Source organism: Singulisphaera sp. GP187, from assembly GCF_900129635.1.
Lineage (GTDB): Bacteria > Planctomycetota > Planctomycetia > Isosphaerales > Isosphaeraceae > Singulisphaera.
In genome coordinates, this window is sequence record NZ_FSRB01000001.1 from 1,620,276 (window position 1) to 1,641,537 (window position 21,262).

21 protein-coding genes and 1 pseudogene are annotated in these 21,262 nt (G+C 61.8%); 4 read left to right on the top strand and 18 right to left on the bottom strand.

Annotation, left to right across the window (positions count from 1 at the left end):
- Positions 1–115 precede the first annotated feature (115 nt).
- From tsaE to BUS42_RS06400, 4 genes are all read right to left on the bottom strand, one after another.
- Positions 116–607, bottom strand: a complete 492-nt coding sequence (gene tsaE / locus BUS42_RS06385; protein ID WP_074306204.1) for a tRNA (adenosine(37)-N6)-threonylcarbamoyltransferase complex ATPase subunit type 1 TsaE — start codon at positions 605–607, stop codon at positions 116–118.
- Between the two features lie 56 nt (positions 608–663).
- Positions 664–1,623 carry a thiamine-phosphate kinase gene (thiL, locus tag BUS42_RS06390; protein ID WP_074306205.1) on the bottom strand — a complete coding sequence of 320 codons (960 nt, stop codon included), beginning with the start codon at positions 1,621–1,623 and terminating at the stop codon, positions 664–666.
- On the bottom strand, positions 1,620–2,765 hold the full coding sequence (locus BUS42_RS06395; protein ID WP_074310765.1) for a glycerate kinase: 1,146 nt from the start codon (positions 2,763–2,765) through the stop codon (positions 1,620–1,622). Before BUS42_RS06395 ends, thiL begins: the two co-directional genes overlap by 4 nt.
- 210 nt (positions 2,766–2,975) lie before the next feature.
- On the bottom strand, positions 2,976–3,221 hold the full coding sequence (locus tag BUS42_RS06400) for a carbon storage regulator (protein ID WP_074306206.1): 246 nt from the start codon (positions 3,219–3,221) through the stop codon (positions 2,976–2,978).
- 316 nt (positions 3,222–3,537) lie between these two features.
- Here BUS42_RS06400 and BUS42_RS06405 point away from each other — a divergent pair, with 316 nt between their 5' ends.
- Both BUS42_RS06405 and argC read left to right on the top strand, forming a co-directional pair.
- Positions 3,538–6,096: a hypothetical protein gene (locus tag BUS42_RS06405; RefSeq protein WP_074306207.1), complete on the top strand. Its 2,559-nt coding sequence runs from the start codon at positions 3,538–3,540 to the stop codon at positions 6,094–6,096.
- A pseudogene (gene argC, locus BUS42_RS46330) lies at positions 6,093–7,117 on the top strand (N-acetyl-gamma-glutamyl-phosphate reductase). Before BUS42_RS06405 ends, argC begins: the two are co-directional and overlap by 4 nt.
- A gap of 273 nt (positions 7,118–7,390) precedes the next feature.
- On the opposite strand, the gene BUS42_RS06415 reads toward argC, so the two are convergent.
- The 4 genes from BUS42_RS06415 to BUS42_RS06430 all read right to left on the bottom strand — a co-directional run bounded on the left by BUS42_RS06415 (position 7,391) and on the right by BUS42_RS06430 (position 10,587).
- A complete protein-coding gene (locus BUS42_RS06415; protein WP_074304624.1) occupies positions 7,391–8,755 on the bottom strand; it encodes an IS701 family transposase in 1,365 nt (454 codons plus the stop codon).
- Between the two features lie 178 nt (positions 8,756–8,933).
- Complete coding sequence (locus BUS42_RS06420; protein ID WP_074306208.1) at positions 8,934–9,899, bottom strand: ISAzo13 family transposase; 966 nt, start codon at positions 9,897–9,899, stop codon at positions 8,934–8,936.
- Complete coding sequence (locus BUS42_RS44285) at positions 9,896–10,141, bottom strand: hypothetical protein (protein WP_074306014.1); 246 nt, start codon at positions 10,139–10,141, stop codon at positions 9,896–9,898. The genes BUS42_RS06420 and BUS42_RS44285 overlap by 4 nt, the downstream gene beginning before the upstream one ends.
- Before the next feature lie 245 nt (positions 10,142–10,386).
- On the bottom strand, positions 10,387–10,587 hold the full coding sequence (locus BUS42_RS06430) for a hypothetical protein (RefSeq protein WP_143206256.1): 201 nt from the start codon (positions 10,585–10,587) through the stop codon (positions 10,387–10,389).
- 373 nt (positions 10,588–10,960) lie between these two features.
- On the opposite strand from BUS42_RS06430, the gene BUS42_RS06435 reads away from it, so the two are divergent.
- Positions 10,961–11,494 carry a hypothetical protein gene (locus BUS42_RS06435; protein ID WP_074306210.1) on the top strand — a complete coding sequence of 178 codons (534 nt, stop codon included), beginning with the start codon at positions 10,961–10,963 and terminating at the stop codon, positions 11,492–11,494.
- 122 nt (positions 11,495–11,616) lie between these two features.
- Here the strand turns inward: BUS42_RS06435 and BUS42_RS43525 are convergent, their stop codons facing one another.
- The 5 genes from BUS42_RS43525 to BUS42_RS43530 form a co-directional block, all read right to left on the bottom strand.
- Positions 11,617–11,754 carry a hypothetical protein gene (locus BUS42_RS43525; protein WP_159452176.1) on the bottom strand — a complete coding sequence of 46 codons (138 nt, stop codon included), beginning with the start codon at positions 11,752–11,754 and terminating at the stop codon, positions 11,617–11,619.
- A 194-nt stretch (positions 11,755–11,948) separates the two neighbouring features.
- Positions 11,949–12,797, bottom strand: coding sequence for a hypothetical protein (locus BUS42_RS06440; RefSeq protein ID WP_074306211.1), 849 nt, complete (start codon positions 12,795–12,797; stop codon positions 11,949–11,951).
- Entirely contained in the window at positions 12,794–13,261 is a 468-nt protein-coding gene (locus tag BUS42_RS06445) for an RNA polymerase sigma factor (protein ID WP_074306212.1), read from the bottom strand. The genes BUS42_RS06440 and BUS42_RS06445 overlap by 4 nt, the downstream gene beginning before the upstream one ends.
- A gap of 525 nt (positions 13,262–13,786) precedes the next feature.
- Positions 13,787–14,089, bottom strand: a complete 303-nt coding sequence (locus tag BUS42_RS06450; protein WP_143206257.1) for a hypothetical protein — start codon at positions 14,087–14,089, stop codon at positions 13,787–13,789.
- A gap of 183 nt (positions 14,090–14,272) precedes the next feature.
- Complete coding sequence (locus BUS42_RS43530) at positions 14,273–14,416, bottom strand: hypothetical protein (RefSeq protein ID WP_159452177.1); 144 nt, start codon at positions 14,414–14,416, stop codon at positions 14,273–14,275.
- A gap of 734 nt (positions 14,417–15,150) precedes the next feature.
- Here BUS42_RS43530 and BUS42_RS06455 point away from each other — a divergent pair.
- On the top strand, positions 15,151–15,705 hold the full coding sequence (locus BUS42_RS06455) for a hypothetical protein (protein WP_143206258.1): 555 nt from the start codon (positions 15,151–15,153) through the stop codon (positions 15,703–15,705).
- 6 nt (positions 15,706–15,711) lie between these two features.
- Here BUS42_RS06455 and BUS42_RS45980 read toward each other — a convergent pair whose 3' ends face one another.
- The 5 genes from BUS42_RS45980 to rho form a co-directional block, all read right to left on the bottom strand.
- On the bottom strand, positions 15,712–16,326 hold the full coding sequence (locus BUS42_RS45980) for a transposase (RefSeq protein WP_159452178.1): 615 nt from the start codon (positions 16,324–16,326) through the stop codon (positions 15,712–15,714).
- Between the two features lie 100 nt (positions 16,327–16,426).
- Positions 16,427–17,800 (bottom strand): 30S ribosomal protein S1, encoded by a 1,374-nt coding sequence (locus BUS42_RS06465; RefSeq protein WP_074306215.1) that lies wholly within the window; start codon positions 17,798–17,800, stop codon positions 16,427–16,429.
- A 42-nt stretch (positions 17,801–17,842) separates the two neighbouring features.
- Positions 17,843–18,523: a DOMON domain-containing protein gene (locus BUS42_RS06470; protein WP_074306216.1), complete on the bottom strand. Its 681-nt coding sequence runs from the start codon at positions 18,521–18,523 to the stop codon at positions 17,843–17,845.
- 68 nt (positions 18,524–18,591) lie between these two features.
- Positions 18,592–19,110: a 6,7-dimethyl-8-ribityllumazine synthase gene (gene ribE, locus BUS42_RS06475; protein WP_074306217.1), complete on the bottom strand. Its 519-nt coding sequence runs from the start codon at positions 19,108–19,110 to the stop codon at positions 18,592–18,594.
- 119 nt (positions 19,111–19,229) lie between these two features.
- Positions 19,230–21,137, bottom strand: coding sequence for a transcription termination factor Rho (gene rho, locus BUS42_RS06480; RefSeq protein WP_074306218.1), 1,908 nt, complete (start codon positions 21,135–21,137; stop codon positions 19,230–19,232).
- Positions 21,138–21,262 lie beyond the last annotated feature (125 nt).

A 21,262-nucleotide genomic window follows, 5' to 3' on the forward strand; every position in this document is an offset into this window, starting at 1 on the left:
GCCCCGGAGGCCGAAATTCGCGGGAGAAACTCGTTCCCACGCAGAGCGTGGGAAATGAGATCCCGGTATCCTTGCTACAGTCTCAAAATAAAGGGGGGGGGAGGAAGCGAACCTTTCAGTCCTCGGTGAGAAATCTCGCGATTCGATCAATAATTTTGGAATTGTCGGGAATCCAGACGTGAGCGGTTCGCTGTTCTGGGCCGGTCGGCTCAATCCGGATCATCCAGGCATTCAACGGGAGTCGATCGAGGACGAGATCGGCCCACTCGACCAGGCAAACTCCGTCTCCCGCGAAATAGTCCGAAACTCCCAGATTTTCGAACTCGTCCGCGTCCGGCAGTCGGTAGGCATCGAAGTGATAGACCGGGATCCGCCCTTCGTATTCGTGGATCAACACGAAGGTGGGGCTGGCGATGCATGTCGGGTCGACGTCGAGCGCTTCGGCCAGCGCACGCGTGAAACGCGTTTTGCCCGCGCCGAGCGGTCCGACCAGGCCGATCACCACCCCGGGGCTGACCACCTCCGCCAGCGCACGGCCGAGCTGGTCGGTGTCCTGCTCGGATGCGAGCTGGATCGTCAAACCTTGGGCGGTACGTTCGATGTTCATGGAAACAATCATCGCTGTTGAGAAGTTGGCTCGATCCGCCAATCGCGTTATCCATTTTATTGTTGGAGGTGGTCAAACCCTCGGGCATCGATCGCGATGAGCTGGCCATCCCGGGTGCGGAGCCAAAGTCCCGGTTCGGCCCGGATTTGACCGACGCGGTGGATGGTGGCCGGGCTCGGAGGAGCGTTGATGAGTCGAGTCGCGTCTTCGGGAGCGACCACGACGCAAAGTTCAAAGTCCTCTCCATCGTTGAGCGCATGGTCGAGTGGTGAGCGTCCATCGTCGAGGCTTTGATTCACCGCGTCAGGGTGGATTGGGATCGCGTCGGCGTCGAGGATCGCTCCCAGGCCGCCACTCTCCTCGAGAATATGTCCGAGGTCGGACGCGAGGCCGTCGGAGATGTCGATCATCGCGTGCAGCGGAACGGCCTGGTGGAGCGCCAACGCTTCGAGGAGCCTGGGCTGAGGACGGAGGTGCCTTCCCGACTGGAGGCTGCCGCCGAGTGGTCCGGTCACGACGATCGCGTCCCCCGGGATCGCCCCGGATCGTCGCACCGCGCCTTTTGCGGTGGTCTCGCCGAGGACCGTGATGCTGATGACGAGCGGTCCGTCCCAGGCATTCGTGTCGCCGCCGACGAGGTCGACTCCATAGCGTTCGGCCAACGGGGCCATTCCGGAATGGATCCCTTGCGCGAGCGCGACCGCGTGGGCCTTGGGCAAGGCGACCGCCACGACTGCCGCGACCGGGACGCCCGCCATCGCCGCGATGTCGGACAGGTTCACGCCGAGCGCCTTGAACCCGACAGCCTCCGGGCCGTCGTGGTCGAGGCGAAAGTGCCGCCCGTCCATCAGCATGTCGGTCGTGACGAGCCAGTTCGCGTCCGGTGAGGGCCGCAGGATGGCGCAGTCGTCGCCGATGCCGAGAACCGTGGTTCGGCCGACTCCTGACCGGCGACGAATCCAGTCGATCAGGGAGAATTCCCCGGTCGGAGGGGCCGGGTTGAGCGGATCGGTCACGTGGCACGTCTCCGACCGGCGAGGAACGCCCGCATCGCCTGTTCGGCGGCCCGCTCGAGGAGGGGTTCGCCTTGGGCGATCGCATCGTCGAGCGCGATCGGGGCAGGACAGAGGCTGAAGTAGGCGTCGATGCCTTGATCGAGGACCGCCTCGGCTCCTGGCCCGATCGAGCCCGCCAGGGCGATCGTGGGGCAGCCCAGCGATCGCGCCAGCCGCGCCACCCCGACCGCCGTTTTGCCGAAGGCGCTCGAGGCATCGATGGCCCCCTCGCCGGTCAGGCAGAGGTCGGCCTCTTTGAGTCGGGCTTCGAGTCCCACCGCGCGAATCACGAGCGCGATCCCGGGCTCCAGCTTCCCCGCGGTGAAGGCGACGAGCCCGCCCCCCAAGCCGCCGGCCGCGCCTGCGCCCGGGAGGTCGCGGATCGAGCAATGCAAGTCGCGTTCGATGATCCGCGCGAAGTGGCCGAGGTTTTGATCCAAAACCGCAACCATGTCCGCGTCGGCCCCTTTCTGAGGGCCGTAGATGGCGGAGGCACCGTGGGGGCCGCAGAGGGGATTGTCCACGTCGCAAGCGACTGCGATTTCGACGTCGTCGAGCTTTCGATTGCGCAGGCTGGCATCGATCCGCTCGAGACGGTTCAACGAGCCGCCGCCGGATTCGATCTCGCGATTCGCCGCATCGAGCAGGCGATAACCGATGGCCTGGGCGAGCCCAGCGCCGCCGTCGTTGGTTGCGCTCCCGCCGATGCCCACAATGATTCGCCGGGCGCCGGCGGCGACTGCGGCGAGGATCAGCTCGCCGGTTCCTCGGGTTGAGCTTCGCAACGGGTCGCGCGAATCGCGCGGGATGAGGACCAGGCCCGAAGCCGAGGCCATCTCAACGACGGCCGTGGATCCATCACCGAGTAATCCGAACCGTGCCGTGACGGGGGAACCGAGTGGGCCCGTGACCACGGCCTCACGAAACGACCCGTGGGTTGCCTCCACAAGGGCATCCACGGTCCCTTCGCCGCCATCGGCCATGGGGACAGGGTCGATCAACGCCTGAGGGCATGCCTTAGCGATCCCGCGTGCCATCGCTCGGGCGGCCGCGAGGGCGGACAGGCTACCTTTAAATTTATCGGGGGCTACCACGACCCGCATCGGTTCGTCCGCTCGGTCTTGTTGAATCTCGATCTCGTGGAATTCGCGAGAATCACCACGATACCGGAAACGACACGGGGACTCCAACCTACTTGACCCCAACTCGGGATCGACGGGCCAGTACCAGACTCTCGAAAAAAAAATGACTTGGTGGAGCGACGCTTGCAAGCTGTAACGGCGTAGGAGAGTGCGCCGGACATTGGTTTTGCGTCAGGCCACGTCCGCGTTCAGCGATGGCTCGTGTTCATGCGCCGGCTCTTGATCTTCATCGAGGTCAAGGTCGAAGTCGAATGCGAGATCCAGCTCGAGCGGGACGATTTCTTCGCGGTAGACGGTCACGTCGTTGGGGGCTTCGATGCCGATCCGGACCGAGTTACGATCGATCTTCACGATCGTGATCCGGACGTCCTGCCCCACCTTGACCCGTTGACCGAGCTTCCTGCTCAGTACCAACATGGCTCACTCCTCCCTGAGGAACTTCAGAAACTGGAAAGCCGAAGTTGACTGGCCACAACGAGAGAGATGTGATTGCACCTGCCATGCCAAATTTGACGGTTCTCCCGATTGAAAGAATGGGAGAAAGTTGCAAGCTATGATTGGCTCATGGGTTGGATCTTTGTAAAGGATCGTAGGGTCATTGTTCGGACGGCTGTCTGTGTAAAAGTGTCCGTCCTGATTGTAAGTTTTTCCTTCAGACTTGAGCGAAATCGACCAAAGAGATGCCCAGATTCGTGTCGTTCGTTCCAATCATGACGTTGTTCGGGAGCGCCGAGTGAAGTTTCGACTGTCGGAAACCGGACGGACCACGACGATCGCAGTCGGCTTGCTCTGCCTCGGGATTGCCGCCTGGCTTTGGCCGATCGGGTTCGGCGGGCAGATGCCGGTTGGGGGGGATGTCACCCAGTTTTCGCTTGGGCTGATGGCCGTGCTTCGGGATGCCATTCGATCCGCCCGGCTCCCGGTCTGGAACGACCGTTGGGGGTACGGCTTTCCCGGTCTGGCGGAGAGCCAGATGGGGGTCTACTACCCGCCCCACTGGGTGCTCTACGGACTCTTCCCGCTCGAAGCGGCGTACACCGCGAGCCTGGTCTTTCACACCTTGTTTGGCGGCCTGGGAACATACTGGGCCGCGCGTCGGTTCGGCGCGTCGCCCGTCGGGTCGGCTTTCGCCGGGTTCGCCTGGTGCTCGTCGGGGTTCTTCCTCATCCATCTGCCGCACCAGTGGGGGTACACCGTTGGCGCCTGGATGCCCTGGGCCTGGGGGCTCGCCTGGCTCATAGTCCGGGGCCAAGGGACCTGGCGCACCCCGTTCGTCCTGGCCCTCGTTCTGACCTTGCAGATTCTTCCTGGCCATTTCCAGTTGGCCTTCTACACGGAGGTCGGCGTGATCGTGCTCACGCTGGCCGGGGTTTCCCGAGGTCCGAGGGCCTGGCAGGGGCCTCTGACAGTCGCGGTCGCATTGCTGGCGGTTGCCCCCTTGGCGGCGCTCCAGGTGATTCCGACCGCCCGCCTGGCGCATCTTGCCGCGGCCGCGCGCGACTTCGAGTATCTCTCCGGGTTTTCCGCCACGCCGCTTCACCTGGTGAGTTTTGTGGCGCCGGGGCTCTTTCATCGCTCCCCGCTCTGGCGTCCGCTTGCCTGGGATCCGTTTCATACGTCGCCGGAGGAGTATCTCGGCTACATCGGGCTTGTCCCGCTTTATCTCGCCTTGGTGGCGATCCTCCGTGGCTTTCGCCGCGATCCGGCGGCCAGGGCCTTGGCCTTGCTGGTGCTCGTGACGGCCCTCCTGAGCTTTGGTCCTTACGTGCCAGGTTTTCGGCTCTTGATCCGAGTCCCCGGCTTCTCGTTCTTTCGGGCGTCGGCGCGCTGGTCGCTGGCGACCGGACTGGCACTCTCCCTGTTGGCGGGAAAAGGGTTCGATCTTTGGCAAGGGTGGCGTCGCACTCGGATGACTCTCGCCGGGTTTGCCGGCATGGCCGTGGTGGCCCCCTTGTTGGTGCTGCTGGTGCTGGAACTTGCGCTGGCGAGTCCCACGCAGCCAGCAGGAGGTTCGGGAATCGCCGCGACGGTCAGTCGGACACTGAACTCGTTCTCGGTGGCCCGTGTCTTCGCACGAGAAGGGGGCGACGATCCACTCGGTCGACCTGCCGCGACTTCCTCCTCCCTGGAAACGATGAGGAGGCTCGCCCGAACGCCGCAGGACGATCTTCGGATCCAGGCGACGCTCGCGCGGCAGAACCGACCTTGGCGGAGCGCCTCGGATCGTACGTTTGAAAAACAACGGTTTTCGATCTATCGCCAGGAACTGGGGGTGTCATCGATCCTCGTCGTTGCGTTACTTGCGATCGCTCCGTTTGCGGGGCGAACGCGGTTTTTCGCAACGGCGCTTGTCGGTTTGACCGCGCTCGATCTTTGTCTTGCGGGGCGTCATCGCTTGACGGACCTGGGACCGATCCGACCCTTGGTGGACCAGAGTCCCGTGCTTGCAAACCTCGCTACGAAACGGCCGGGGAGTCGAACGGCCGACACGCTACGGAACATGCCGATGGTCGCCGGCGCGGCGCCGATCCTCGCGTACCGCACGCTCGACCTGCCCTGCATGGCGGAACTGACCGGTGTGGCGGTCTCGCCCCTGGGACTTCCCGGGCGGGACCCAGCGATCGCCGAGGCGTTGCGGATCAGCGGTGTCTCCACGCGGATCCTCGACCCGTTCGAGACGCGCCAATGGCAGAACTCTTCCCTCAGCCTGCCGGGATGGGACGTCCAGGAGACCGTGCAGGATGCCACGCTCGCCGGCTGGCTCTACTCCGACGCCTGGGTCGCCCAGCAAGGCCCGCGCGCCACTCACTTTTCGCTCTTGCGTCCCCGGCACGCGCCGGCGGTTGCCTGGCTCATCCCCTTGACGACCGAGCGAAAAGCGGAGATCCTAAAATCCCGCACGAGTCAGACGGAGCAAGTTTTTCACACGCTTCGTGACGCCACTCCTCTACCGGCCGAACGAGTGAGCCCAACGCAGGTCAATCTCACCATCGACGTGGCCGGGCCCGCGGTCGTGATCGTCTCGCAACTGGCCGACCCGCAGTGGCGTGCCCGCTGGGTCGGCCCCGAGGGGGAGCGAGACGCGCCCATCAGGCCGATCTTCACGGCGAAAGACGACGTGGGCTGGCAGGTGGTGGAGACACCCGACTCGGGGCGCTGGACGTTGCGGATGAACTACGAGGCCCGGGATGTGCGAATCGGCCTGATCGTCTCGACGATCGCCTGGGCGGTCCTTTTTCTGATTTATTTTCTCACTTCTCGAATTGTGAAACGAACGAAGGGTCACTCATGAAGACGGGCGTGGCGATTGTCGGTGCCTCGGGATATGCGTCGCGGGAACTAATCCGCATTCTTTTGAATCACCCGGGCGCGGAGATCCGGGTGGCGACCTCGCGCCAGGACGAGTCGCCCCGGGTCGATGCGCTGCACCCGAGCCTGGCGGGTCGGATCGACCTTGCCTGCGAGCCGTTCGATGCGGATCGGCTGGCGGAACGCGCTCGCGTGGCCTTTCTCGCGCTGCCGCACACGGCGAGCATGGCGGTCGTCGCGTCGCTCCGTGAGCGCGACGTCCGGGTCATCGACCTGAGCGCGGATTATCGGCTGACCGATGCGCAAGTCTATGCCGATTGGTACGGCCACCCCCACACCGATTCCGCCGGTCTGAAAGAGGCCGTGTACGGGCTCCCCGAACTCTATCGCGCGTCGATCCCACCGGCCGGTCTGATCGCCAACCCGGGCTGTTATACCTCGACGAGTATTCTGGCGCTGGCGCCTCTGATTCGTGAGAACCTCGTTGAGCGGACCGGGATCGTGATCGACGCCAAGAGCGGAGTCTCGGGCGCGGGCCGGTCGCCGAAGTTGTCCACCCATTACCCGAATGCAACGAGAGTTTTTCCGCCTACAGCGTCGGCAAGCACCGCCACACACCCGAGATCGACCAGGTCCTCAGCGATGTCGGCCGCGCCCAGGGTGATCCGGTCGAAGTCATCTTCACCCCGCACCTGGTCCCGATGGATCGCGGTATCTTCGCCACGATCTACGCGACCCCCCGAGGGCCAGTCGTCGAGCACGACCTGCTCGACCTCTATCGGTCGTTCTACGAGCAAAGCCCGTTCGTCCGGGTCGTGAGCCACCTTCCCGCGACCAAGGATTCGGCGTTCACCAATTATTGTGATATCACCGTACGAGTGGTGCGAGGCAAGGTCGTGGTCCTGGCCTGTCTCGATAACCTGCTCAAAGGCGCGTCCGGTGTCGCCGTCCAGAACTTCAACCTGATGTTCGGGCATCCGGAGACCACGGGACTCGCACTCTAAAGCGATTCCGGCGGTGGGCTGCTGGTGAGGTTAGAAAGCACGAAACTGCACGGGCCAACTCTCCGAGGCTTGGCCCGTGCATGGGGCGACTCATCGAGATGAATCGAGTCTTCGATTTCGATGCGGTGCGTCGCTCCACTCAATCATTTGGTGGCCTTAGTTCAAGTTTCGCATAAACAGGGACGGATCGGGAGCGGCCCGAGGCCTGTTATCGACCCCGGCGACCCCTTGATCAAGTGCGAGTGAGGGCCGAAATCTCCGGCCGATGTCGGCTCAGCCCGCGCGGCTGAGAAACTCGGTGAGCTGCGCAATCCAGGCTTTTAGGTCATACCGGTTGGATAGCGCTCCCTCGGTTTTCTCCTCATAGCTGACCCGCCTCAAGGTCGTCAGCAGGTCGGCAAACGAGGCCTCTTGCTTCTTCGGATACCACGGGCGGACCGGAAAACGAAGAAATCGATGACCGGTCTGGTGGAACCAAACCACCACCAAGCTGTAGAGAAACAACGCCATCGGCGCGGTTCGCTCGATGGCCTTGGGGAGGCGATTGGCGGGATCCTCGAGGCCGAGAAGTTGCTTGGTATTTTCAAAAGTACATTCGATTGCCCAACGGTACGAGTAGGCCGAGAGAATCTGCGGGACGGTCCAATCGAGCTTGGTGCAGTAGAACATCTGATCGGGACGTTTCCCCTGGAGGTCACGCACCAAGACGATCGTCAGGAGTCGGTCCTTGCCGGCCTTGTAGTAGAGGGCCTGGATCGTCTTGACCGCCAAGCTGGCATGGAGCCCGAACTGGTCAAAGTCGTGTGGGGTCCAGGGTTGATTCGCATCCTCGGCCCACTCCTTCATGCCGGGGAGGCGCTGGCCTTTCTTGCGGGGCGCCCCTTTGGATTTCTCCTCCTTGGGAGGCGCTGGCTCATAGAGGGCCCCCTTGGGATGGACATGGCTAATGAGATGGACCGTGGGCGGAAGTTGGCCGAGGATGCTCTGGCCCCCATAGGCGCTGTCGCCGGTGATGACGATCTCGTCGTCGGGGAACCAGTCCGCCGCCAAGTGGATCAATTCCATCGCGAGTTCGGGGCGGGTGCGATGATTGGGATCGGGCTTTGCCTTTTTCTTTTTCTGGTTCTTTTTGCCCTTGGTTAAGCCTTGGCGGTTGACATAGAGCCGCATGGCGATGGGCAAGGCAAAGACTTTGGTCGGTGCCCAGAACGGGTGGACGACGATCAGGCAGAGGACGACCCAGTCGTGTCCCCAACTGACGAGAGCTTTGGCTCGACTGGAGATGAGTGGGTCGTAGTGCATGCCGGCGCCGTAGAGGGTGAGTCCGCGTTTTCGGCAGAGGGTGTCGTCGACGGCCCAGTAAAAAGTGGCGCCCGGTGCGAGGATGGAGACGACAAGCTTGGCCAGGGACATCGAGAAGTGATCGAGGTCCCAAGCGGCATGGCTGAAGAAGCGATGGAAGCGTGACCAATGTCCGATGCCAACCTGGCCGCTGGAGAAGATGAGTTCGGTAATATAGCGGTGGCGATTCGAGAGGATCCAGCCGGAGGCGATCAAGGTGAAGGTGTGGAAGGAGGGATTGGTGAAGACGGGTGTGAATTGCTGTAGCAAGAGGAGGAAGGAGGGTGTAAGTTCCATGGGTCGGCGTCCTGTGTCAGGGGAAATTGTTCGGTGTAAGGCCCAAACAATTTGCCAAAAACTGACAGAGACGCCGACGTTTTTTTTGGAGCCCTATTGAATCTACAAGTCGGAATTTGACATTTGGGAAAAGTGCGAAACTTGAACTTAGGAATAGGCCGGGAATAACTTCCCGTTTTCATGCTGGTTTGGGGAGAGCCCGGTAGTTCCATTTGGGCAGGACTTTGTCGAAGACAATTTTCATGCCCTCCTTGAATCCCTCGGCGCACTTCATGCCGGTCTGATACACCTTCTCAAGGATTCGCACTGCCACCTTCAAGCCCGTGGCAGTCTCGGTCTTGGAGATGTAGTACTGGACGGTCTCCAACGTTCGAAAGATCACCCCGCGGCAGGCCCGCGTCACGTGCGGGAAGAGGCGGTGCTCGATCGGGTTGTACTTCGAGCAGTACGGCGGGTAATGGGCGATTCGGATCTCGATGCCCAGCCGATTCGCCAACTTCTGAAGTTGCTCCTTGAATACATATCTCGACGCACTATTGCTACCTCCGCCGTCGCACAGCACCAGCAGTTTCTTTGCCCCGGGATAGGCCAACCGACCGTGGTATTCCCACCAAGCCGCAATGCTGTCACAGGCCAGTTCGCTGGTGTCGTGGCTGGTGTTGAGGTGGACGAATCCAAGGTTCCGCCCCACGTCGTAGATCCCGTGCGGGATCACAGTACCCGAGCCCATGCTCCCGAAGTCATGGTCGTTGACCACGATCGTTTCTTGAGTATCGATCACCCCGTCGCGTTGGAAATCGCCCAGCAATTCCTTCTTCTTCGTGTCGATGCTGATTACCGGCAAGCCGGCCTTCAAGTACCTCTTCTTGAGACGGGAGATATTCTCGAACTGGGCGTTGCGATCCGGGTGGCGCGGCCCCATCGTCTTCTTCTTCACCGCCTTCCGCCTGCGGTAACCATGCTTCCGGAGCAACTTCGAGACGATGTCGCGACTGACGCGTGTCCCCAATTCCTCCATCCGCTTGGCGATCTGGCGCCGCGACAAGTTGGTCCATTTCACTTCGAGTCGCATCGGGTCGCCCGCGGTGTGGTCCTCAAGGACCTTGTGAAAGTTCGCTTCGATGGCCGAGTCGACCTCGATCAACCGTTTCCGGCCGCCCCTTTTTTGCGAGTGCGGCCCGTGTCCAGGTCGTCCTCGCCTTCCAACTCCCCGAGGCCTAACCGGATCGTCTTCGGGTCGCACTCCAGGACACCCGCGATGTATTCGACCCCGCCGTGCCCCAACTTCGCGGCCTCGATCGCCGCATACCGCCGCCGGTCGTTCTCTTTCAACGAGCCGAAGAGCCGTTTCATCATCCGTTGGACTGTCGGTGTGTAGGCTTCCATGTGACCCTCCCGTATACTCCCTCCAAACATCTGGTCTGACATCCTAACCGATGCCAACCACGGAAGTTATCCCCGGCCTATTCCTTATCGCGGGGGATCCGAATCTCGTAAGTGACCACATTCGCGTCTTCACTCGGGTCGATCGCGATCACCGCATCGAACTGGCCAAGGGGGAGGTCCGTCCAGAGCAGCGGATCCGTGCTGATCGGTACGAATCCGATCGGGCCGCCGTGGTCGTTGGGGGTCTACTCGACGTGGTTCTCGCCGTCGGGGAAGGCCACCACCGGTTTACGATCCGCACGAGACTCGTCGCCAGGTCGGCACCGATGGCTGAAGCCGAGGACCCCTGGCCCGGACAGGACGGCTCCGAGAAACTGTCCCTGGTTGTTCGGACGTGCCTCGTAGAATGCCCCGCAGACGGTCCCTCCCTTGCTCGCACTCGCCACGTACCCCATCACGCCACGCGCAAAGGGTTTGAAAGTGATTGTGGTGTTCAAATGAACGCTGTCAAGACCTGGCCGTTTTTTTGCTGGATGAGCGTAGGGAACTCGTACCTCGACGCGTCCGGCGTCTCGTCCTCAAGGGGAATACTCAGCCTGCGGCGATGGGAACGACGACGCGATCGTTGCCCCTTGCCGTAGCGGCGAAATCCTCAATGTGACGGCTTGTCGATCGATGAACGATGCCCCTGATTGGGGGAGGATAGCCGTCTTGATAAAATCAAGACGTGTGACCGATCGGTATCGATCCTGGAGTGCCTGATTCTGGGCCCGTGGTAGGACGACTCGGGGCGGCGAAGTGTTTGCTTGAGAAGGAGGGATGATGAGTTACCGGCAATTTCTGTTCATTCTCTCGGGTTTGCTGGCTTACGGGGGGCTCGATCAATTGGGGCTTGCCCAAGCCCCCACGAAGACACCACCTGCCGCCAGCTCCGGTTCTGCGTCGAAATACCACGGCCGTGAATGGATCAAGCCGCCACCCGAGGGCCTTTTTCCTGAGGAAGGAACCCAGGATGTGGAGGACGCTGCGATTTATGAGGTTGTGGCCTCGAAGAAGTACGTGGCGACCGACCGGGACCTCAAAAGTCAGAACCACGTGAAGCTCATGCATGATGATGCCGTCTATTTCACCGGCCACTACTTTCGATGCCCGCGGGGAAAGACGCCCTACCTCGTCCGGGCCGTCTTCGGGCATGGAGGAACCGGCCGGTATTCCGTCAGGCGATTTGGGCGGAAATTGCTCGTCGAGCACGGTTCGCTGGGGAGGAGTGATGCCGCGAACAAATCGGCGCTTGTGGTCAATCTGGATTTCGAGCCCGAAGCGCTGCATACGCTGGTACGAATCGCCGAGTGACGCCGTCACAGCCAATTTCGATTTTTTAAACGAACAGAAATGCTGATGGAACGAAGCCGGGCGACGCGGAGCCGTTGGCTCGCGTCGCCCGGTGGATTTGGCTGTTGTTTACTCTTTCGGGCTCAATGAGAAGAGGCCGCCTTCACCGGTCCCGGGGCCGCTCTTCCCCCCTTGAGCGGCACCTTGCGTTCGCCGGCCGCCTGGGATCGAGGCGTGGCGACGTCGAATTTCGACGCGTCGAACCCTTCGAGCGCGGGCATTCATTTTCGACGAGCCGCGACAGAGCGAAAGCACCGATGATTTTCGCAGTTTCCGCAACGGGTTGGTTTGCAGTAGCACGGCCGGCCTGGCCGTATTTCCCTCGAGTTCGGCGCGAGTCCGAGGGATTGCCATGGGCCGCGGGGGATACGGTCGGGCCGGTCCTACCTACCTGAACGCGGCATCTGTGTCGTGATTACCGGTCCTTCTTGGCCGGCCCAGAGTCTTCGGTCACGGCGTAGCCCTCCGGAATCTCCGTGTTGAAGAGCCGGTCGGGCTCCTTCACCTCGGGGTCCCATTGGAAGTCACTCCAGATTATCTTGTTCAAGGGGAACTCGTACTCTAAGCGGACGGGGAGCCTCGTCGTTGAATCGATCCAGAGAGTAACAGTGCCCCCGTCCTTTTCCACGAGGAATTTCACCGTCTCGCGTTCTTCGAGCCGTTCCTTCGCCGAGGTAACCCCCTTCTTTTGCTGTAGCTCTTGCAGGCTTTCGACAAAGGTCTTGGTCCACTTCGGTGCGTGGCGCGAGATCCAGGCGGTCTTCTCCCTGGAGTTGGTCATGAGGTGAACGCCCCGGGGCAAATCCTGGACATCGACGAGGATCGCCTCCCCATCCGCGTACTTGATACGGCTCACTTTGCGATACCGGGCTACCTTGAGGTCACCGTCGACTGACCAAGTGAGCTCGCCACGCATTCCGTTGCCTTTGCCCTCGGTGACTTGTGTCTCCGTGTAGTGCACGAAGCTGTGTTTCTTCGCGGCCTTGACGACGTCGGCCAGGGCGATAGTCCCCGCTGGGCCCATGAGCAGCCAGCCGAGGGCCACGACCACGACGGCTGCTACCGTGTAACGGAACGCGGGTCGCATAAGGAATCTCCTTGTGAAGGTGTAGGGAAAGAGAAGACTCCGGCCGGCAGCTGGCCGGTGCGTTGCAAGCAGGGCGAGCAGTGCCTCGTCCGATGGCCTGTCCGGGGCGGGCATCCGCTGGAATTCCCTGACCGCCGACTCCAGCGTGTCGTGCCCGGATCGATGGTCTTCGCTCATCGCTTCTCCCTCTCGTCTTGCACCTTGGGCTCGAGCGTCGCGCGAAGGCGCGATCGGGCGCGGTGGAGCAGGACGCGAACTTCACCCTCGTTGATTCGGAGTTGTATGCCTATGCCCTGGTGGGACAGCTCTTCGACGCAACTTAGCCAGAACACTTCGGCTTGTTTGGGCGGCAATTCGGCCATTCCCGAACGCACGCGGTCCATAAGCTCGCCGGCCATGGCCTCCTGAATGGGGCAATCGGCCGCTACGGACGACTCGGTGTCGGCACCAATGCTGCGGATGCGAGTCCGCTCTCGATATCGTTGACGCAACCTGTCGGTGGCCCGACGGGTCGCCAAGCTGACGAGGAAGGCGGGCCAATCGTCAACCGACCGACGCTCCACAAACCGCCAGGCCGCCAAGAAAGTCTCCTGGTAGCACTCGAGCGCGTCGGCGTGGTGGTCCAGCAGCCGGTAGGCCATGCTTCGCCACGATCTTCTGCCAGTCGGTCATCATGCCCCCTTTCCCTTAGATAGTCGCTCAGGCGGGGGCAGGCGTTACAGCCCGATGCTGGATAAACGCGACGAATCGCTCGCGGGGTCGGGTAGGGCGGGCGAAAATCAAAGGGTTCGAGGGAATCTACTTCTTTATTCCCTCCGTCTCCCCTTCTCACCCCAATGAATGGAGCCTGGCAGGTATCATCATCCAAGAAAGCGAAAAACATCCATGGCGAAGCACGTGCGTGCTCGCAGGTTTGGACGATGTGCGGCAGGGAAGACGTCTTCGCTATTTGGGAATCCGGACGACAAGGTTATAGTTGAAATAATGTTGAATTAATAATTTATTGCCCCGTTGCCCGCGGATAGAGTGACTGGAAACGTGCTTGTATGGTCTCAGTGTGGCCCTCTCGCACTAGAGTGATTGCATCCAGCCGCCCGCCAGTCGACGCGAGGAAGCGGGTGGTTCCGAATGGTGGATCATTCGTCGGCGGTCAGGCGAACTAGCTATCAAGACCACCTGCGAATCAGTGAAAAGATCACGATGTACGTCGCGATGACCACGGCATAGACGGCGAGCGTCAACATCAGGACACGGACGAAGATGACGGACTGCTCCCCAATCGTCATGATTTGACTGCGCATTTTGGCCAACCACGCCGCTTCGATCGTCCAAAGTAAACCCGGGAGGGAAACCCCTATCGCCCATAGGCCAAGCATCATGTCAGTTCGAAAGAAGAGCAGGTAGACCGCCGTGACTGCCGCTACGGCCATCATTCCTCGAACCGTAAACTGCACACTTGGCGATCTCATCCAGCCCTCCTGTGAATACGGGCGATTCGCAAGGCGTCTTCACTCCTCGGCGATGAGCTTGGCCATCGACCCAGCGCGGTCCCGGCGGTTGTGGTAATACCTCATCGTTGTCATCGGGGCCGGATGAATTTGTGGCACACGAATCACTCCTTTGATCGGTGGTGGTCCGTTCGGCCTTGGGTCTCACCAGGTCGCAGTATCGTCCAGGTCGAGGGCATTGATGATATCGTAGAGGCGGGCAAGGGGTGGGGGCATCACTCCCCGCTCGAGTTCCCAGATGCTGCGCGGCTGCACACCCCGTCGTGCTGCGGCGGTTACTGGGTCCACCCCTTGGCCGCTCGCGCGGCCCTGAAGCTCTGGCCGACGCGCCGAGCGGGGGGCAACCCCTAACCTCGTACTTCCCGTCGCGGGACGCCAGCCGGAATCTCTCGGCAGGGAAGGTATTGCACTGGTGTCTCACCGCGGCCTTGGCAGGGGCCTGCCGGGCTATCGGGAACCCGGACCAATCGTGCCGGAAGCCAGCCCCCTCGTTTCCTGGAGTCTGTGCAACGAACAGGAGACCACTCACTTCATGATTCATCCGGTATGTTCTTCGTCGCCAGCCAGTCGTCGCGCGGGAAGCACGGCTAAACTTCGAGCGCAACAGGGTGGCACTGCCGCCGTTCAGGACTTGTCGGATGCACCACTCAAGCCTTGGGTGGATCACTTGATAATTTTGCCCAACCTTCGATCGAAGGAGGGGAGTATTCTGTAAAGCGGCTTACCTGAGGCACAAGTGCCGATGGCAATCTCATTAAGCTCAACGGAACACGCCGGCGTTGCAAAGGAGTCCGACGATGAAGATGCAGATTGGGACCATGCTGGGGATCACGCTCGTGGTGGCAACGGCGCTGGGGCAAATGCCTCAAGACAAGGCCGAAGATCGAATCCGCCTCAAGGTCAGGCTGGAACTCGCGGAACTGGACTACGAGGTCGGACGGGACCTGCTCAAGGAGACCCTTTCACTCTTACGGCGAGCGGAACGCACACTTCAAGTCGATCGAGACCGGCCAGGAGAGCAATTGAAACAGGACGACGCCAAGCGGGAGGCTCTTCGGAATTTCGTCGAGAAGGAACGGAAGCACCTCGAAGAACAAGCGGTCGAGTCAGCAAGATTGAGGAAGGAGTTGGCGGAATCCGAAAAACAGACACAGCAACCTTACTCCGAAGAAATATCGCGGGCCGACAAGGCGCAACTGGAGTTCATGAAGCAAGGGCGGTCGACGAAAGTCGAGCAGCAAAAGTCTCGCGAAGTTGGCCCAAAGCAGGAGGAACTTGGCGACCAGTTCGAAGCCGCCCAACTCGACTTCAATCTTTTGAATTCACGAATGAATATTCTCAGAAATTCCTTGGATCTGAGAATGAATGAGCTCGCGAAACTACAAGTTCAAGCCGCCGATTCCGAGAGCAAGGGGGACGAGAAACTTAAAACGGCACTCGACGCCGCCAGGAAACGATACGACGAGGCCCGCAAGAGTTACCTCGAAGTGAAGAAATTGCTCAATCAAGAAATCAATAGTTTGAGCAAGCTTCGGCAACGGCCGCAAGAGACAAAACCCGGAGATCAGAGTTTCTAGAGCGTCTCACGATTGCATAGCGTACGTCGCACGCGATTTGAACCAACCAATGATATCTTGTTGCAAGACGTCACCTAGGCCACAGCCGATCGCGGTCGTGAGTGTATCCGTCGTTCGGGCCGCCGCCGACTTCAGCGAGTCTTTCACTCTGGAGAACATTTCCTCGATCGGTGAGTAATCCGGGCTTGAGGGCGGCAATGGGATCACTTTCACGCCAACCCCCTTGACCGCCTTCACCATCGACTTCGCTTTGTGCGGCTTCAGGTTGTCCCAGATCACCGCATCGCATGGATGCAGTTGCGGTGCTAACGCCTGTTCCACGTAGGCCTCGAACGTGGCTGTGTCCGTCGCCCCCTGGACGATGAGCAGGGCTTGGGCAAGTGCATGCTGAACGTCATCCCAAGCGCCGGTCCCGTGCTCTGCTCCGGCTCGGTCGAATTGGCGCCTGGAAAGACGGTTACGGAAGAGATCCGTATCAAGTGACCGATGCTGGTCGCGGCGGGTAAGAGGGAGTAATGTCGTCACAACCGATTTTGAGACATTTAAACAAGCAGAAGTGCTAATAAAGCGTTGCCGGACGACGTGGCGCGGTTGGCTCGCGTCGCCCGGTGGTGTCGTCACAACCGATTTTGATGTATTTAAACAAGCAGAAGTGTTAATGAGGCGTAGCCGGACGACGCGGCGCGGTTGGCTCGCGTCGCCCGGTGGTCTCGGCTGTTGTTTACTCTTTCGGGCTCAATGAGAAGAGGCCGCCTTCACCGGTCCCGGGGCCGCTCTTCCCCCCCTTGAGCGGCACCTTGCGTTCCGGCTTCGGGGTGGCAGGCGTCTCGTCTTCTGCTTCCTCCTCTTCGACGACCGTCGAAACGGTCGGGAGCGGGCGAAGCGAGAGCGCGATCTTCTTGGCCTCGGCCTCGATCTTGAGGATCCGGACCTCGACCTCCTGCTCGGGCTTGACGATGTCGGTCACGCGGCGGACCCGGCTCGGGGAAAGCTCGGTGATGTGGATCAGGCCCTCGATGCCGGGCTCGAGCTCGACGAACGCGCCGAAGTCCATCAGCCGGGTCACGCGGCCCGTGACTACCATTCCGCGCGAGTAGGTTTCGCCGATCCGGTCCCAGGGGCTGGGGGTGAGCTGCTTGAGGCCGAGGCTGACCTTCTTCGTCTGGCGGTCGAGCTTGAGGATCTTGACCTCGACTTCTTGGCCGACCTTGACGAATTCGCCCGCGTTGGAGATGCGACTCCAGCTCATCTCGCCGACGTGGAGCAGGCCGTCGACGCCGCCAATGTCGACGAACGCGCCGAAGTCCTTGACCGAGCGGATGACTCCGTGGCGGACTTGGCCTTCCTCGAGCACGGCCCAGGTCTTTTCCCGTTGCTCTTCACGTTCGCGTTCGAGGAGTTCGCGGCAGGAGACGACGAGGTTCTTCTCGCGCTGGTTGGCCTCGGTGACGACGACGCGGAGCTTCTGGTTGATGTAGACCGAGGCATCTTCAACACGGTTGATGCTGATCTGGCCGATCGGCAAGAAGCCGCGGATGCCGTCGACCTCGACGTCGAGCCCCCCTTTGTTGGTCTTGGTGACCCGGGCCTCGACGATCAGGCCTTTGCGGAGGTTTTCCCAGTTCGCCTCGACGGCCGCGCCTTTCCTCGAAAGGATGAGCAGGCCTTCATCGGTGTCGAAGTGGTCGACGACCACCTCGATCATCTCACCCGGTTGGGGCAAGGCGTCCGCGAACTGGTCGACCGGCAAGACCCCTTCGCTCTTGGCGCCCAGGTCGACGAAGATGCTCTTGCCGCGGATGGCAATGACTTTGCCGGTCTGAGGGCCGGACCGGCTCTCCTGACCGCGCTCGCCGCCGGCCAGTTTCTTGCGTTCGCCGGCCGCCTGGGATCGAGGCGTGGCGACGTCGAATTTCGACGCGTCGAACCCTTCGAGCGCGGCTTCCAGTTCAGCCTCGAGCTCGGCGTCCCATTGCCGCTTGAGCGGGACTTCGTTGGCAGGCCGCTGGGGGGCTCCCTGCTTGGAGGCGTCGAGCGCCGCGTCGAGGGCGTCGTCGATCTTCGTATTGGAATTCCGAAAGTTCGTGTCGGCCATGAGAGAGTCCATCGTGCAAAATGAGACGGCCCGAAGGAAGGCCTAATCACGCAATTCCAACGTCGTCCAGAGACTCGGATTCTCGCCCACGGGGAATTCGCGACCGACCCCGAGGAACTGGTCCTCGCGGTCGTGGTCAGTCACCTGATAAGCAAAACCGAGCCGTCGGTTGGTTTCGGGGTCGAAGCCCTGGAGCGCTTCGGTGGGGAGGAACAGCTCGAGCCGCCACCCTTGTTTCAGACGCTCGGCCCGGGCGGCCAGAATTTCCGGCCGACAGATCGGGGCGTCGGCGACCGCGCGAGCGATCGGCCGTTGGGTCACTTCGACGTCGAGGGCCGACCGAGCCTGATTGCCACGGATAAGCCGGGCGCTGAAGCGGTGGCAAAACCGGGTCGCTCGGCTCACGTTCCGCGTGTCACGTGTATCGACCCAGACCTGGAGGCCGTGCATTCCCTCGACCTCGTCGTCCGTGGTCGCGAATTTGGGCGCGGGGGTGGTTGAGTTCGCGGTCTCGACCTGGATGGCCAGTCCGCCTGGGTTCCAGGCGACCCGGACGTCGGCCCAGGACGGCTTGTCGTCGAGCGTGGAGATTTCCGGCAGGGAACAACTCGCGTCGAGTCCGAGTAGTCCCCCCTTGGTGCCGGTCTTCGGGAGGCCGGAGACCTTGCGGCACGGTACGGAGAGCCGGAACCAGAAGGCTTGGGGTAGCAAGGGGGTGGTCATCGGAGATCGCTCCCTCGATCGCGCGGGTTCCCGTTCCAAAGGGGCGGGGCCAGGTCGGTTGGCTCCGCTCACGTCAACTTGCCTTGGTTCAAGTCATCCCGGCGCGGCGCTGGATTGACGGCCGGGGAAATCTTCCCCAGTAAGTTAACCATCTCGATGGCGGAAAGGGCAGCCTCAGCCCCCTTGTTTCCTGCTTTCAGGCCCGCGCGGTCGAACGCCTGCTCGACCGACTCGGTGGTCAGAACGCCGAAAATCACGGGGATTCCGGTCGCTAGCCCCGCCTGGAGGATGCCTGCCGACGTTTGACCGGCGACGTGGTCGTAGTGCCCGGTCTCGCCGCGAATGATGCAGCCGAGACAGATCACCGCGACGTACCGGCCCGATTCCGCCAGCCGGCGCGCGACGAGCGGGATCTCGAATGAGCCGGGGACCCAGGCGACGTCGAGGTTCTCGTCCGGGACGCCGTGACGGACCAGGCCGTCGCGGCAACCGGCCAGAAGGGCCTCGGTCACCAGGGAGTTGAACCGCGCGACCACGATCGCGAACCGGCCGAGGGGTGGAGAAAAATCTCCGGCGAAGATTGTCATGGGAAGTGGGCGTGCTGGAGGTTAGGTCGGCCGATCATCCATGGCTTGGGAAACGGAACCCAGTACCCCTTTTTTTAAAAAAAAGGGATACCGGGCTCCCGTCAATTCCAGCCGATCGGTTACGACAGGTTCATGCTCATCAGGAACTCGGCGTTCGTCTTGGCCTTGCGCATCCGGCCCGTCAGCAGTTCCATCGCCTCGACCGGGTTCATGTCGTTCAGAACGCGGCGGAGGATCCAGACCCGACGGAGCTCTTCGGGATCCATCAACAGTTCTTCGCGGCGGGTGCCCGAACGGTTGACGTCGATCGCCGGCCAGACGCGCTTGTCGACCAGGCGGCGGTCGAGGTGGAGCTCCATGTTACCGGTGCCCTTGAACTCCTCGAAGATGACGTCGTCCATTCGGCTGCCGGTATCGACCAGGGCGGTGGCCAGGATCGTGAGGCTACCGGCCTCCTCGATCTTGCGGGCGGCCCCGAAGAACCGCTTGGGCTTCTGGAGCGCGGAGGCGTCGATACCACCGGTCAGGATCTTACCCGAGTGCGGCGCCTCGGTGTTGTAGGCGCGAGCGAGCCGGGTGATCGAATCGAGCAAGATCACGACGTCTCGGCCGTACTCGACCATCCGCTTGGCCTTCTCGATGACCATCTCGGCCACCTGAATGTGCCGCGAGGCGGGCTCGTCGAACGTCGAGCTGATGACTTCGGCGGTCGGTCCCTTGACCGAACGTTCCATGTCGGTCACTTCTTCGGGGCGTTCGTCAATCAGCAAGACCATCACGTAGGCGTCGGGGTGATTGGTCAGGATGCTGTTGGCGATCTTCTGGAGCAGCATCGTCTTGCCGGTCCGCGGAGGAGCGACGATCAGTCCGCGCTGGCCTTTGCCAATCGGGGTGACCATGTCGACAACCCGCATGTTGATCTCATCGCTGCTGGTCTCGAGCTGAATTCGCCCGAGCGGGTGCAGCGGCGTGAGGTCGTCGAAGCCGACCTTCTCGCTGAGCTTATCGGGGTCTTCGTAGTTAATCGCCTCGACCCGGAGGAGGGCGAAATAACGCTCGTTCTCTTTGGGCGGACGGATCTGGCCGGCGACGATCGCGCCTGTCTTGAGACCGAAGCGGCGGATCTGGCTCGGCGAAACGTAGATGTCGTCGGGGCAGGGGAGGTAGTTATAGTCCGGGCTCCGTAGGAACCCGAAGCCGTCGGGGAGCACCTCGAGGGTTCCCTCACCGAACATCAGGCCGTTCTGCTTGACCCGCTCCTTGAGGATCTTGAAGATCAGATCCTGTTTTTTCAGGCCGGTGTACTCGACCACCCCTTCGGACTTGGCCGTCCGGATCAGTTGGGGCATGGTCATCTTCTGGAGCTCGGTGAGGTGGATCTCACCGCGCTTGATGTCTTCATAGCGATCGTGGATCGCCACGTCGCCGAAGACGTCTTCATCGTCCTCTTGGCCGAAGCCGGGCGCCTTCGGGTTGACCAACGCCTCGGCGATCGCTGCGATCGGCTCGCGCTCGACCCGGGGCGGGGGACTGTAGTCTCGGTCCCGATCCCGATCGCGGTCGCGATCCCGGGCCGTCGGGGGAATCTCACGTTCGCTACGATCGCGGCTCGGGGCGCTGGTTTCGTGCTCTCGAACGCGTGAGATTCCGGTCGCTTCGCGTTCGCTCCGGTCGCGGAGCCGCTCACGGACCGGCAGGCCCGTCTCGGTGCGTTCCGTCCGGTCGCGAATCGGCTCGCGGTCCCGGTCGCGGTCGCGGTCGGGCCGAATGTAGCGGATCGGCTCGCGGTCGGCGGGTCGTTCCTGGGGATAGGGCTCCCGGTCGCGGTCGGGGCGATCGCGATAGTCGCTTCCCGCGCCCGTCGGTTCGGGGACGTCGGAGTTGGAGACGGTGGGGACCGGTGGTGTCGTGTTGTTCTCATCGGCGGCCGCCGATGCGGGAGGCTGGCCCGCGGGAGGAAGGGAAGCGGCCTTACGAATGCGGGATGTGCTGGAGGACTCCCGGCGGGGGCGAGTCTCGTTGGCCATGGCGATCGAATCTCCTCGTTCGTTCTGTCTCACGAAATCACGGCCTGCCCTTGAGCCACGGTTGTGCTCGGAAGTCCAAACCGACCGTGGGGCGGACTTCAGGATGTCCCACCGCACGGGTGAAG